The 13,634-nt window shown below is 40.2% G+C and carries 12 protein-coding genes; 5 read left to right on the top strand and 7 right to left on the bottom strand.

Features of this window, described 5'->3' with window-relative positions; translation table 11 throughout:
* From CDG79_RS02205 to CDG79_RS02195, 3 genes are all read left to right on the top strand, one after another.
* Window positions 1–779 (top strand): helicase C-terminal domain-containing protein (locus tag CDG79_RS02205; protein ID WP_333782989.1); only part of this gene is annotated, 779 nt, incomplete at its 5' end.
* Window positions 780–1,018: 239 nt separating this feature from the next.
* Window positions 1,019–1,234, top strand: coding sequence for a DUF2839 domain-containing protein (locus CDG79_RS02200; RefSeq protein WP_094333182.1), 216 nt, complete (start codon window positions 1,019–1,021; stop codon window positions 1,232–1,234).
* 477 nt (window positions 1,235–1,711) lie between these two features.
* Window positions 1,712–3,781, top strand: a complete 2,070-nt coding sequence (locus CDG79_RS02195) for a prolyl oligopeptidase family serine peptidase (RefSeq protein ID WP_094340165.1) — start codon at window positions 1,712–1,714, stop codon at window positions 3,779–3,781.
* Between the two features lie 75 nt (window positions 3,782–3,856).
* Here the strand turns inward: CDG79_RS02195 and CDG79_RS02190 are convergent, their stop codons facing one another.
* Together CDG79_RS02190 and CDG79_RS02185 are read right to left on the bottom strand one after the other, a co-directional pair.
* Entirely contained in the window at window positions 3,857–4,057 is a 201-nt protein-coding gene (locus CDG79_RS02190) for a hypothetical protein (RefSeq protein ID WP_094340163.1), read from the bottom strand.
* Between the two features lie 8 nt (window positions 4,058–4,065).
* Window positions 4,066–4,347 carry a hypothetical protein gene (locus CDG79_RS02185; protein ID WP_094340161.1) on the bottom strand — a complete coding sequence of 94 codons (282 nt, stop codon included), beginning with the start codon at window positions 4,345–4,347 and terminating at the stop codon, window positions 4,066–4,068.
* Window positions 4,348–4,712: 365 nt separating this feature from the next.
* Here CDG79_RS02185 and CDG79_RS42055 point away from each other — a divergent pair, with 365 nt between their 5' ends.
* A complete protein-coding gene (locus tag CDG79_RS42055) occupies window positions 4,713–4,871 on the top strand; it encodes a hypothetical protein (RefSeq protein ID WP_189524850.1) in 159 nt (52 codons plus the stop codon).
* A gap of 244 nt (window positions 4,872–5,115) precedes the next feature.
* Window positions 5,116–6,195, top strand: coding sequence for a recombinase RecA (recA, locus tag CDG79_RS02180; protein WP_094330172.1), 1,080 nt, complete (start codon window positions 5,116–5,118; stop codon window positions 6,193–6,195).
* A gap of 104 nt (window positions 6,196–6,299) precedes the next feature.
* Here the strand turns inward: recA and CDG79_RS02175 are convergent, their stop codons facing one another.
* The 5 genes from CDG79_RS02175 to CDG79_RS02150 form a co-directional block, all read right to left on the bottom strand.
* Window positions 6,300–6,839 (bottom strand): hypothetical protein, encoded by a 540-nt coding sequence (locus CDG79_RS02175; RefSeq protein ID WP_094340159.1) that lies wholly within the window; start codon window positions 6,837–6,839, stop codon window positions 6,300–6,302.
* A gap of 42 nt (window positions 6,840–6,881) precedes the next feature.
* The gene (locus tag CDG79_RS02170) at window positions 6,882–7,727 is read right to left on the bottom strand and encodes a serine/threonine protein kinase (RefSeq protein ID WP_094340157.1); all 846 of its coding nucleotides are present in this window, start codon (window positions 7,725–7,727) and stop codon (window positions 6,882–6,884) included.
* Window positions 7,728–7,824: 97 nt separating this feature from the next.
* Window positions 7,825–8,556, bottom strand: coding sequence for an FHA domain-containing protein (locus CDG79_RS02165; protein WP_094340155.1), 732 nt, complete (start codon window positions 8,554–8,556; stop codon window positions 7,825–7,827).
* 678 nt (window positions 8,557–9,234) lie between these two features.
* Window positions 9,235–10,839, bottom strand: coding sequence for a serine/threonine-protein kinase (locus CDG79_RS02160; protein ID WP_094340153.1), 1,605 nt, complete (start codon window positions 10,837–10,839; stop codon window positions 9,235–9,237).
* A 472-nt stretch (window positions 10,840–11,311) separates the two neighbouring features.
* Window positions 11,312–12,142 (bottom strand): squalene/phytoene synthase family protein, encoded by an 831-nt coding sequence (locus CDG79_RS02150; protein ID WP_094340186.1) that lies wholly within the window; start codon window positions 12,140–12,142, stop codon window positions 11,312–11,314.
* Window positions 12,143–13,634 lie beyond the last annotated feature (1,492 nt).

Below are 13,634 nucleotides of genomic sequence, written 5' to 3'. Positions count from 1 at the left end.
GTTTATTTTCTTTGCACTACGCCCCAATGGAATTAAGGGAAATCCTCTCACCCTTATGGCAGCGACAACCAGTAGTTTTAATTGGCAGCGCCATAGAACCAGAAACTGAGGCTACTCTTTTCCGACAGCGCCTTGGCTTAGATGATTTAACTTGCCTAAAGTTTTCTTCGGAGAGGCAAGCGGAAGCGATTCAACTCTATGTACCCTATAAATTGCCTCTACCCAACACGCCAGAATTTCAAGCGGCATTTATTCACAAAGTCCGCACACTGGTTTGTCTCAGTGCTACAGCAGCAGGGTTAACGGTTGTCTTGGTGGGGGATGTCCCACTCAAGGCTCAAGTGGCGACAATTTTGGCTTCAGAGTTTGGTTCGCGGGTGCAGGTAGAAAAAACTTGTTTAGATGAAAATGGTATTTTGATTAGTGGTTGGGAATTTTGGCGAGAACATCAACGAGTTTTGCCAGCACCCCATCTGTTAATTATTGCTACTTTACCTTTACCATCTTTAGAAAATCCGCTTGTAGCTGGTAGGGTAGCTCTTTATAAGCGATCGCATCAAGATTGGTTTCGTTTATATTTATTGCCGACAGCCTTAAATGAATTACAAAGAGCGATCGCGCCAGTCCGAGAAAGTCAAGGCATTGTTGCTTTACTTGATAGTCGGGTAGTTAACCGTAGCTACGGCGCTCAAATTCTCGCTGCCTTAAGTCCTCTCGCCCGCATTAACTATCTCGACCCCAGTCTATTTTCTAATACCGATGAAGAAAATTCTGCTTAAAGTCAATACCCAATGCCCAATTTACATTTTCCGAAGGTAATGCGATTCATCATAATTCATAATAACTAATGACGCTCTCTGCGAAACCCTCTTGCTGCTTGCTTATTTCCAGGAGTAAGCAGACTAGCTTTTCGCGTCACTAACATAATTACGAATTACGAATTACGAATTACGAATTATTTAATGATGATTCCTGGCAAGATAAATTTAGAACCTAAGTAAAATTTGAGTTGCTGATTATGGGTGAAGCAAAGCGTCGCAAAACCACACAAGGGGAAACATACGGTCAAGAGACTCGAATCTTGCCTTGGCTTCCCATCACAAAAATTCAAGGCGAACAATTTGTCAGTTGGACAACTCGTGGTGCTTGGATAGGCATTATCCTTATGGCTGTAGGATGGGCAACTATCCGTTTTATTGGCCCAGCCTTCGGTTGGTGGCAAGTAGTCTACTAAATCCTGCTGTTAATCTAAAAGACTTTGAATCTTACTCCCCTTGCCTTGTAGGGCTACAGTGTAAACACAAGTCTCGTTGACCATACAATGGCATTGTATCGACTGACAATGGCATTGCATTGACTAAAAATGGCATTGCATCGACTAACAATCACATTGCATCGACTAACAATGGCATTGTATCGACTAACAATAGCATTGCATCGACTGACAATGGCATTGTATCGACTAACAATCACATTGCATCGACTGACAATGCTATTTCTCTCATTCCCATGCTGTGTATGAGAATGAGGAAAGCCTCATCAAGCTAGGTTTTTAGGACTTGTGTGTACACGTAGCCTTGTAGGGAAGGGCTGGGGGTTAAGTCTTTATTGTGCTTAGTAGTAAACCAGCAGCTACTCTTTTCCCTTAGAATTTTCCCGTAGATTTGGTCAGTTTTTGTAGTATGTAAAGAAGCACTTTCGACGTGAGATTATGCCGTCCTCCAAAAAACTCTTCACCTACCCATCCAGCCACAAAAGCAATCAAGTCGATAACTATCACGGTACTTCAGTTGCAGATCCTTACCGTTGGTTAGAAGATCCTGACTCTGAAGAAACAAGGACTTGGATTGAAGCCCAAAATAAAATTACCTTTGGCTACTTGAGTGAAATTTCTGCCAGAGAAAAAATTAAACAGCGCCTTACCAAACTTTGGGATTATGAAAAATATGGTATCCCTTTTCAAGAAGGCGAACGTTACTTTTATTTCAAAAATAACGGACTACAAAATCAAAGTGTCCTCTACACTCTAAAAACTCTCGACGGCGAACCCAAAGTTTTACTCGACCCCAATAAACTTTCAGAAGATGGCACTGTTGCTCTTTCAGGATTGTCTATTAGTGAGGATGGTAAACTTTTAGCTTATGGTCTATCTACCTCTGGTTCTGATTGGCAAGAGTGGAAAGTACGCGATGTAGAAACTGGTGAAGACCTGCAAGACCATCTGAAGTGGATTAAGTTTTCTGGTGCATCGTGGACACACGATCATCAAGGTTTCTTTTACAGTCGCTACGATGAGCCGAATGAAAAAACTCAATTAGAAGATGTTAACTATTATCAAAAGCTCTACTATCATCAACTAGGTAAATCTCAATCAGAAGATGCACTAATTTATCATCGTCCTGACCAAAAGGAATGGGGTTTTAGTGGCGGTGTTACTGAAGATGGACGTTATTTAATAATTTCAATTTGGCTAGGTACTGACTCCAAAAATTTGCTTTTCTTTAAAGATTTGACTAACCCTAATGCTGAGGTAGTAGAACTAATTAACCAATTTGAGGCAGATTACAGCTTTATCGATAATGATGATAGCGTGTTTTATTTCCGCACCGATTTAAAAGCACCACGGGGAAGAGTTATTGCAATTGACACCAAAAAACCTGCACCAGAAAATTGGCAAGAAATCATTCCCCAATTAGCAGAAACGTTGGAAAGTTTAGGCATACTCAATAACCAATTTGTTACTGATTATCTCAAAGATGCTCATAGCCAAATTAAGATTTTTGACCTCAAAGGTGCATTTATTCGTGAGGTAGAACTACCTGGACTTGGTTCAGCCGGTGGCTTTGGAGGGAAGCGTCATGATACCGAAACTTTTTATAGTTACACCAGTTTCACCACACCAGGAACTATCTATCGCTACGATATGATAACTGGTAAAAGTACTGTTTTTCGCCAGCCACAGGTAGATTTTAATCCAGATAATTACGAAACAAAACAAGTTTTTTATCAAAGCAAAGATGGTACTAGAGTACCAATGTTTATTACTCATAAAAAGGGCATTAAATTAGATGGAAATAACCCCACTTATCTCTATGCCTATGGTGGTTTTAATGCCTCAATGACACCTAGCTTTTCGGTGAGTCTGTTGGTGTGGATGGAGATGGGTGGGATCTATGCTATGCCCAATCTCCGCGGCGGTGGAGAATACGGCGAAGAATGGCATCAAGCAGGAATGAAGGATAAAAAGCAGAATGTCTTTGATGACTTTATTAGCGCTGCTGAGTGGTTGATTGCAAATAAGTATACTAAAACTGAGAAACTGGCGATCGCAGGTGGTAGTAATGGTGGCTTATTGGTGGGTGCTTGCATCACACAGCGCCCCGATTTATTCGGTGCAGCAATACCCGCCGTCGGCGTAATGGATATGTTGCGATTCCACAAATTTACCATCGGCTGGGCTTGGACTTCCGAATATGGTTCAGCAGATAATTCAGAAGAGTTTCCAGCGCTGTATGCTTATTCGCCACTCCACAACATCAAACCAGATACAGCTTACCCAGCAACCTTAATTACCACAGCCGATCGCGACGATCGCGTTGTCCCTGCTCATAGTTTCAAATTTGCTGCCGCTTTGCAAGAAGCTCACGCAGGTGATGCACCAACCCTAATTAGAATTGAAACTAAAGCGGGACATGGTGCGGGTAAACCCACAACTAAAATTATCGAAGAAGCCGCAGATAAGTGGGCTTTTTTGGTGCGTGCTTTGAATGTAGAAGTTTAAGAGTTGATTTATTTGTAGAGTGCGTTAACGCAGTGTAACGCAGTGTAACGCACTAGATTATTTCCATAAGCCCAATTATTTCAGTGCATCTAAATTCAGAACAATTGAGGGAGCATTAGTACTGAGCAAGTTACCACCTTTGAATAAAAAGTCGCCAATTACATTTTTTGTCTGTGGTGCATATTTCTCCCAAGGGTGTTGTGCAACCCAAATTACCTGAACTTCGCGTGTCCACATCTCATCTCTGTTTTCAGCAGTGGAACTAACTGTTTCCACCACATGAGTTACGCGATGGCCATGATTTTTATGGTTTTGGCACAATAGAATGCGATCGCCCGGATCTGCTTTTTTTGCATCATTTTTTTTCGTTCCAATCTCTTACTAATTTCCTCCTCGCTCAATCCTTTCTTCATATCTTCGTTCATTGCCCAATGTAAATCGAAGGTAGCACCAATTTTACAAGATTCTTTGTAAGACCACTCTGTTCTTTTACTAGCAGTATGATTAACAAGCTTGAGGTATTTAATATTTAGGTGATTACCAATTGTTTCTAAGTAGGCAGGCACAAATAAATATAACTATGTAACGAAAAGTAAAAGCGGTGAAAACCTTGTGATTGCTTCACTCCACTTCGTTACGTTCGCAATGACATAGTTATAAATTTTCTCACCCACCTACTTAAAAAAGCTTCTTTGTTTTGTGTCAGGTCTTGGATTTTTGTAGATGAACTTTTAACCATAAAAGAATTACTTGAGAAAGCAGGGTGAAAACTACATTTATATGGTTCCCTGAAATTCTCCCCACATTGCACTAATAGGTATTAAAGGTAAAACTTCCCTATTATGGTAACTAAACTCATAATATTCACTATATTGTTCTTGTTACTAAACATCAAGTAAGAACATCTTGCAGGTGAAAGGTACCTAAAGCTTTGAAAATCTCTTTCTTCACTACTTCCGAGAAGCTATCTACATCTGCCCTGACCGATGAAGCCGCCCTAGATGATATGCTGAATGGCATAGCGATCGCTCCTAATTTAGCCACCTTTGCAAATGTTCACAAGGAAGGTTCTACTGAGAGTGTCAATTAGATAGTTTTTCTTTGAAAATCCCTTGCTTACCCAGCTAAAAAAAGCTATCTCTGAATGCAAGTTGGTATCATTGTGCAAAACTACCCTAATCTGGTAGCGATCGAGTTACGATCTTGTCACACCCCTTTTTTGATTTGAGAAGTCCTATTCCAGAATTTTCTGGTTAAAATAGTATATCTGTTCTACTCAAACTCCCAAACCAACACTCCTTAAAACCATATATTTAGAGGCATTAGAGGCAGAAATGGCTATCAACACCGATACTTCCGGCAAGCAAAAAGCGCTGACTATGGTACTCAACCAAATTGAGCGCAGCTTTGGTAAAGGAGCAATCATGCGCCTGGGTGATGCTACCCGGATGCGGGTGGAAACAATTTCCAGTGGAGCGCTGACTCTAGATTTAGCATTGGGCGGTGGTTTACCCAAGGGGCGGGTAATTGAAATTTATGGGCCAGAAAGTTCTGGTAAGACTACAGTAGCCTTACATGCCCTCGCCGAAGTGCAAAGAAATGGCGGTATTGCTGCTTTTGTTGATGCTGAACACGCTCTCGATCCCACTTATGCTGCGGCATTGGGTGTAGATATTGACAATTTGCTGATTTCCCAACCTGACACTGGCGAATCAGCTTTGGAAATTGTCGATCAGCTTGTTCGCTCTGCTGCGGTTGATATTGTAGTCATTGACTCAGTAGCAGCACTAGTTCCCCGCGCTGAAATTGAAGGCGATATGGGTGATATTCACGTTGGTTTACAAGCGCGGTTGATGAGCCAAGCTCTACGTAAAATAACGGGTAACATTGGTAAATCTGGTTGTACAGTAATTTTCATTAACCAGTTGCGGCAAAAAATCGGTGTTACTTACGGTAGCCCAGAAACCACAACTGGCGGTAACGCATTGAAATTTTATGCTTCGGTGCGCTTGGATATTCGCCGGATTCAAACCTTGAAAAAAGGTACAGATGAATTTGGTAATCGCGTTAAAGTCAAAGTCGCCAAAAACAAAGTAGCGCCACCTTTTAGGATTGCGGAATTTGACATTATTTTTGGTAAAGGAATTTCTACCTTGGGTTGTATTGTAGACTTGGCAGAAGAAACTTCCATTATTGTCCGCAAAGGAGCTTGGTATAGTTATAACGGCGATAACATCTCCCAAGGACGAGACAACGCCATTAAGTATCTAGAAGAAAAACCTGAATTTGCTGAGGAAATTAAGAAACTAGTGCGTGAAAAGCTAGATAAAGGCGCTGTTGTTTCTGCTAACTCCGTAGCGAAAGCCAGTGAAGAAGATGAAGAGGAAGAAGGCGACTTAGAGCCAGAAGAATAAGGAACGTGGATGTATTAATTAGATAGGCATTACTAATTTGTAATTAGGTTATATATGGGGAGAAGAGCTAAAATGCAATCTTCTCCCTTTGGGAGAAGCTAGTGCTATTCATAGTTATGGCGCTCGGCAAAGGCGTTAATTTCATTTACTAACCATGCTTTCTCTTTGTTGCTCAAAAATAGTCCAAACTTGATTTTTGTTGAGGCGATCGCTAAAGTACAAAACGAGTTGAGATTTTTTACGAAAGAAAACTGGTGCTTTATTGGAGTCAAACTTGCCTGAAGTTTGGCGTTTCTCCCCATCGGTAGCAGTACTAGCTGGAAAGTCAAAAATCCTAAAGAGTATGTCATCTGAATGTTCAACGACGGCTGAATTTCAATCCGAGTCCGAAAAGGACTGCTAAAAAGCAAACTTTGAGCCGCATAGGGGCAAATGCCTAAAGCTAAGGGGAAAAAACCAGACATCAAAATAATAAGGCGAAATATTAGCTCCCATTCAGGGTTAATTTCAAGCCCAGGTTCTAGTACCTCAACAATCAAAGCATAAACAATCCAAAAGATGAAGACATATCCAAACATCGGTGATAAACCTAACCACAAACTCTGAGGGCTATTGAGGAGTGAGGGAGGAATATTAACGATCATTTTCTCAGTTTTTGTGGTTAATTGAATTTTGCTTTGTTTGGGTCAGTTATAAGTGGCTGTACGCGGTGGGAGTGGTTGCTTTCCTTGTAAGACAACTAACGCTTCTACAGCCGAGGGAAATCGTACTGTACTGATTGGTTCAATCATTCGCTCTAACCAAGCAGTAAAGCGTTTGGGCAATTGGACAAGACTATGAAAGTCGATGACAAGTTGATGGTGTGGTAAATCTGCGGGGGATATGCCTGTTAGCAAAAATAACAACGTTGTCCCCAGTCCATACAAGTCGGTAGATAACACCGCCTGTCCACGAAATTGTTCGGGAGCCATATAGCCAAAAGTTCCTACTACAGTACTGCCACCAGTTACAGTGTTGTGATAGGTATCTTGAACTGCCCCAAAATCTACCAGAAAAATCTGCCCATTGTCGTGGCGGATCAGATTTTGTGGTTTAATGTCTCGATGAATTACAGGTGGGGTCAAGTGCTGCAAATACACCAAAATTTCCAGCACTTGAGTAGCAATAACCTGTACTTCCTCAACGCTTGGTTTCCAGCCTTGATTAACTAGCTCAAAGAGAGATTGTCCTGCGGCTAGTTCTTGCACCAGATAGAAAGTGCGATCGCCATCTGTCTCTATTTGAAAGTAATTCAAATATTGCGGAATCCCCGGATAGTTGAGATTAGCGACAATTTTCGCTTCTCGTTCAAATAATTCCAGCATTTTCCAATCTTTGATGTGATGGAAGGAAAGCACTTTCAGCGCCACAGGTTGATTAGTTTGCAAATCCTCAGCCGCATAAGTAATACCCATACCACCATGTCCTAAAACATGGCGAATCTGATAGCGTCCTGCGATCGCATCACCTGGTTGATGCAATAACCCAGCCATGATGCTTCCTATTTACTCAATTCTGATTACAGTATTCCCAAAATCAAGCAGGCAAAGCACTCTTGATTTTTGCAGATATTCTTTACTTTTCAATTTTTTAGCTGTGATTGTAGGGTTTTTGTCTGCTAAAAAAACGGTCTAAAATTTCTGATTTCTGTTCTGAACTAAAGTTATTATAGTCATGTTTAAACTTCTCAAATAGTGGGGAATTTCTGAAAACATCTAAATTTTCATCTGCTTTTGCAGGTATAAATATTTGTCTGTCAGGAGATAAAGTAAGTATTTCTAATTGTTCCTTCTTTTTCTGCACAAGCTGCATCAATAACTCCATTGCTACAGTTGGCAAAATGCGGCAAGCATAATTCACAAAAAAGTCAAAAGTCATGTTTCCTAGACGGATGCGATCGCCATCTTTGAGCTTGATTGGCCCAAAAGCGCGATCGCCATTTACAAACGAGCCATTGGTACTGTTGAAGTCTATGAAGTAGAAACCTTGATCGTCAATATATTGAATAGCCGCGTGGCGACGAGACATATAATTATCAGCAATGCAAATACCACTATTGCGATTACGACCTATTGTCCATATCTGCTGTGGCTGTCGTAAACTTTGAGTCTGATTGTCGCATAAGTTAGTCATCAAATAAACAGCAGCAGTATCCACTACACCATGTACGTAACATACCTTCATTTTCCTCAACGACGGTTGAGATATGTTTTCTAGCTGAAGAATTTCATCTAGAAGGCTGCTGTGGTGTTCATACAACTTGAGGAATACCTGATATAAAGTTAATCGTCGTTCTATTTCCGTTTGTGCAAATTCAGCCATGATACCTAAACCTTGTATTACCTGATTTCGGTTGTAAATATTCTGCTTCAGCCTACAATCAGGGATAATTAACTAATTTTTCACTTTTCGCTGTAATCTTAAAATTTGAGTGGCTTTAGAGCTTTATATTTTACAGCTTTTAAGTGCCAGATTCCCTGTTGTTTATAGCAATAAAAAGCATGGAAATATCTATGAAAAATTATTATGATCTTTCATTGTTTATTGTAAATAATCATTTGTTATTTGTAACAGACCCTTATTATAAAGATTTAATTAAGAATTGCCAACTAGCTGTGTATTTTTTCTAGCTCGTCGGTTATTTCTTAACATTTTCTAGAGCGGTCGCTATTGCTAGGCTCAACTATAACAATCCTGAATTATTTGCGCTCAACAAAATCCCCGACAACTTTTACAAAGTCGGGCATTTGGGGATTGGAATTCTCACAAACCAAATAGAATTGCTAGATCCTATCTACTTGGTCAATTCTGAATAAATTTGAGTTTTATCAATAAAAATCAGATTTTATTTATCAAACTAATAAAAAATCCAAGCTTTGTGAGCTTGATAAAATAATATAGTTAAACTTAAGATTTGATTCTCCCTAGCCCTTGTTCAAAAGTAGAAAACTAGTCTGAGAGCCAGAGCAAGGGGCTGGCTCCAAAATCTCAACTTTCAATTTACAATAAACCTCGTTTACCATTGGGGCGCACGGTCATCCAATTTGTTTTTGCTAGTGCTAGCTGCTCATCAGAAATTTTTGCACTGGTAAGATTAGCACCACATAGGTTAGCTCCTCGGAGGTTAGCATTGCTGAGATAAGCATTACTGAGGTCTGCACCTCGCAGGTCTGCCCCTTCTAAATCAGCATGGTTAAAGTATGCTTTACTCAGATTAGCATCCTTGAGATTTGCTTTAGTAAGACTGGCTCTACCAAAGTCACTATTGTGAAGATTAGCTCCCTGAAGATTGGTTTTTTGGAATTGAGTGGAATGGAAATTTGTTCCTGATAAGTCAGCACCTTGCAGGTTCAGCAAATTTAAATTGTGGAGAGCAAAATCTCGTCTTCCCTTCTGGTAGGCGGTTAACAAACCTTGGGTATCTAACTTACGCTCAACTTTAGAAGTTTGACCTTGCGAACCATTACTGTTGCTGTTAGCTAAAGTTGTTGATTTGCCCATCCCAGAACCCTGGTGTAATCCAGCCGCTTCTGTTGCCTTAGCTCGTCTGGCACGAATTGCTGCTGCTACCTGTGCCACACCTGCACTGGTAACAGCGACAGAAGAGTTGTTACATAAAACGGCAGAATTTTCCAGATGGTTGTGTGTTCGCTCTTTAGACCCAGTATCTGATTTAATTAGTAAACCCTTTGCTAAACTTTCTAAGTATGGTTCTATTTCCAAGGCTCTAAGAACATCTGCCGCCGACTGATAGCGATTACGTACAGACACGTCTAACATTTTTCGCAATACATTGCTCAAGTGATCGCTCACTTGCACAAGTTGCTCCCACATCATCTCACCAGTGTTGGGATTGTAATCTAAATCTTTAGGAGTTTTGCTAGTGAGCAAATAAATGCATGTCACCCCCAGTGCATAAATATCACTGGCGTAGACTGGACGCATGGCCATTTGCTCTGGAGGCGCAAAACCGGGAGTACCAATGGCATAAGCAGTTAATGCTGTTTGTCCTGATTGATTTATTGCGCCTTGGGTGACTTGGTTTTTGACGGCACCAAAGTCGATGAGTACCATTCTGGCATCTTGACTGCGGCGAATTAAGTTTGCTGGCTTGATATCACGATGGATCACCTTTTGCTCGTGGATGTATTGCAGTAGTGGCAGAATCTCGCTTAAAAATTGCTTGACTCCAGTTTCGCTCAAGATGCCGTTAAGTTTGACTTCCTCCTGCAAGGTATCACCACTGATGTATTCTTGAACTAAATAAAATTGTTCATTATTTTCAAAATAGTCTAACAATCTTGGTACTTGGGGATGGTTGCCAATTTTACCTAGAGTTTTGGCTTCTCGTTCAAAGAGTTCTCTGGCCATCTTTAAAACGTGTGGGGCGCTTCCTGATGGGCGTAATTGTTTGATTACGCAACTCGGTTCTCCTGGTAAGCCTCGATCGTTGGCTAAGAAGGTTGCTCCAAAGCCACCTTGACCTAATGGTTCGATCGCCTGATAGCGATCGCGCAACAGTAGTTGCGAGCCACAAGACTGACACCTTTGGCTATTTACCAAATTTTCTGGATTGGGACAGATAGGATTTAAGCAGTAGCTCATGCACTGTCAACTCGCTGCACGAATAATCACGGGGAGCATTACACTCTCTCTCAATTATTTAGATATTAATCAACTGTTGCCAGGTAATTTCTGCTGGAAATCCTTTGAAGAGTTCCTAAAGTCTAGCTGGGATTACGTAAATAGTTTGCCAGAACACAATATTTTATTATACTTAACTAACAACTAGTGTTCGATCTAAAGTTTTTATTCCAAAATCTAAAATTGGTATTAGGGCAGTCACCAATGCCAGTTGTGATCCTTGGCGATGACACCCCAATTCATTCATTTTGAGAGATCCCAGACGTTCGCGGACTTGCTAACGCTTTTAGCGTCTCCCTTTCTCTACGAGACGCTACGCGTTACGCGTTGGGAAAATACTACACTGGCTCCCTTACAAAAAATCGCTGTAGGATTTTGGATGCCTAAATTTGGAGGAAATTTAGAATTGTCTCCATGAGTCCTTAAGAGAGTATTAGCTGGCTTTCATGTTCACACTAATCAGCTGTTCGATAAGTGCAAAAACATCACTACGGCTTAGTTTCTCTTTACCATTAGCAAGAGCGTCAAGAGTGCCATTAGCTAAAGTTAAGGGAATTTGGCAAAAATCTAAGGCTGGGCCTGTAGGAAGGTCTTTGGTATAAGCTTCAGCTAAGGCTAGATTGCGCCGCGCATACTCTTGCATATTTGCTGCATTCCAACCTTCTGGGAAGAAGTCTACCCCACGCCCCAAATCTTCAGTATGGTTACGCAGGATATTTACTGCTTGTAAACCTCGACCAAACCCAATGGCCTGAGTACGGTTAGTTTGCGTTCCATCGTACCAAGTCCATAAGTCCGAAAGTAATAATCCCACTGCACCTGCAACCCCAAAGGTATAACGATCCAAATCAGACTCTGTGTAAATTTTCCAGTTTATTTCTGCCCAAGAAGCCATACGGTCTGCCATTGCAGCAGTGGCATCCCAAATTCGAGGTGCAATGGTTTCTGGTGCTAGCAGTGACCATTCTCTAATTCTCAGAGTGACTTCTTCTAGGGTATTCTCATAGCCACTAAATCCTTCAAAGAAAGCATCCACTGCGAAGCCATCAACGCCTGCCTGTAATGTCAGACTAATTGTTCTTAACAGCTTTGCTTTAGTAGCATTATCTAGTCCGGGATGATCTTCAATTTCATCAATGGCCCGCATACACAAATATGCCGATGCTACTGCTTCTTGCAATCCTGGCGGTAAAAGATTAATTGGGATATAAAAAGTTCGACTAGTTTCTTGGAGGATTTGCAATGCATCTCTACGTAAATTCATGTTTTCACTCCCCGCTTGATTTTTGCACCACATGAAGTTTGCAGTTTTTTGATGATACTGGATATAGTTTTGACTAAACCTTAAAAACTATAGACTATAAGATACGCTAGTATTTCATCTAAAAATTAATCGTTTTTGGTGTTGCAATTAACAAAACTCTCAAATTTATCAAAGTCTAATCTAGTATATAGGCTTTTGGCTGCAAAAATTTGTAAGGTGTCGTTTGATATAGCTTTCATGATTTTCTAGCCCATATACAAATAATTATGCTAATATTTGGTCGATTACAGCGAAATTTTTCCACAAGCAAACATCCATTTTAGGAATTTGAAAGTCTTATAAATCTGCGTTAATCTGACTAGCAAAGTATAATTATTGTATATATAAAGACAATCCAGGAAAAGCTGGTAACGGATAAAGTAACTATCCGTACCTTTAGATGTAAACGGCGACTTGTGGAAGAGTTAGAGTCAGTTAAATTAGACATTGGAGCTGCAATGCCTAAATCAGGGATTGCTTAAGCTTGAGTGGTTATAGTCGGAGCCTCCTCGCTATTCAAGGTGACATAAAGTGACCATAACCCAAAACAAGAAGTTCCCGTATATTTACGAGATGTCTAATACAAAATTGGGCTATTTGCCCACTTAAAAAAATATTTGTGAATATTTGACCTCTTATTGGTCTCAAAATATGGAAATTCAAGTAGTTGTTTTGAGTCAGGCTAAAGCTATGGTCTTTACTTTTTATCTCATCAATTGCTGGGTTGTTGATTATCTGTCTCTGCGGATCAAACTGCGAACCGCAACACTGACTATTCCAGGTTTTTTGAGAAATTTCAGGCAAGGGTACAGTCGAAGTGGGTACAGATTGCAGAATGTTTGTGTAGCGTCCAGTTTTCATCTCAGTCAGCTACAAATTTTGTCTAACTACCTTGTTTTGCTGTACTTATAAAGGGAGTAACTCTTTCAGTATTATGCTTTGATGTGTCTTGAAACTCTTGTAAAAAATAATTGAATATGTGTATTTTAGCTTGCTATTGTATACATAAAAACTATTATTAGTAAATAATATATCTGCATAATGTTAGATATGGAAATATACTTAATTGTGGATAATTTAGTCAAATATTTATAGCAAAAAATAGTTTCAAACTAAATATATTTGTAATCATAAATCCAGGCAGCTATAAAATTTCTAAAAAATTTATACCCCGCCATTCTTGAGCAGGCTTATCAAGTTTCAATTCACATTCTTGCTCATGTACCAGCAGAAAGAATCGGACTGTATGTTTGTAATGGAGCGATCGCTGGCCATCGAGCCGATATCCTCTGCAATTTTGAAATACTCACAAAGGTGGTTTTTTCAGCCCTGATTATTTCCTACTCTAAATTACGCAAGAAAAAATATGCATCTGGGTAGATGAAAAGTAAGTCAAGGGGTAGCCTAAAATACAAAGGGTCTAAATGATTAAACCGTAAGAAATACGGAAGTT

This window comes from Nostoc sp. 'Peltigera membranacea cyanobiont' 232 (genome assembly GCF_002245985.1).
Classification (GTDB): Bacteria; Cyanobacteriota; Cyanobacteriia; order Cyanobacteriales; family Nostocaceae; genus Nostoc.
Note: the sequence above shows the minus strand (reverse complement) of the source record. Positions and strands in the feature narration are given on the sequence as shown.

What these genes read in the sequence shown, in the direction of transcription:
- CDG79_RS02200 (WP_094333182.1), top strand. Translation starts at nt 1,019, where the DNA reads ATGGGTGAAGCAAAGCGTCGCAAAACCACACAAGGGGAAACATACGGT.
- CDG79_RS02195 (WP_094340165.1), top strand. Translation starts at nt 1,712, where the DNA reads ATGCCGTCCTCCAAAAAACTCTTCACCTACCCATCCAGCCACAAAAGC.
- recA (WP_094330172.1), top strand. Translation starts at nt 5,116, where the DNA reads ATGGCTATCAACACCGATACTTCCGGCAAGCAAAAAGCGCTGACTATG.
- CDG79_RS02175 (WP_094340159.1), bottom strand. Translation starts at nt 6,839, where the DNA reads ATGATCGTTAATATTCCTCCCTCACTCCTCAATAGCCCTCAGAGTTTG.
- CDG79_RS02170 (WP_094340157.1), bottom strand. Translation starts at nt 7,727, where the DNA reads ATGGCTGGGTTATTGCATCAACCAGGTGATGCGATCGCAGGACGCTAT.
- CDG79_RS02165 (WP_094340155.1), bottom strand. Translation starts at nt 8,556, where the DNA reads ATGGCTGAATTTGCACAAACGGAAATAGAACGACGATTAACTTTATAT.
- CDG79_RS02160 (WP_094340153.1), bottom strand. Translation starts at nt 10,839, where the DNA reads ATGAGCTACTGCTTAAATCCTATCTGTCCCAATCCAGAAAATTTGGTA.
- CDG79_RS02150 (WP_094340186.1), bottom strand. Translation starts at nt 12,142, where the DNA reads ATGAATTTACGTAGAGATGCATTGCAAATCCTCCAAGAAACTAGTCGA.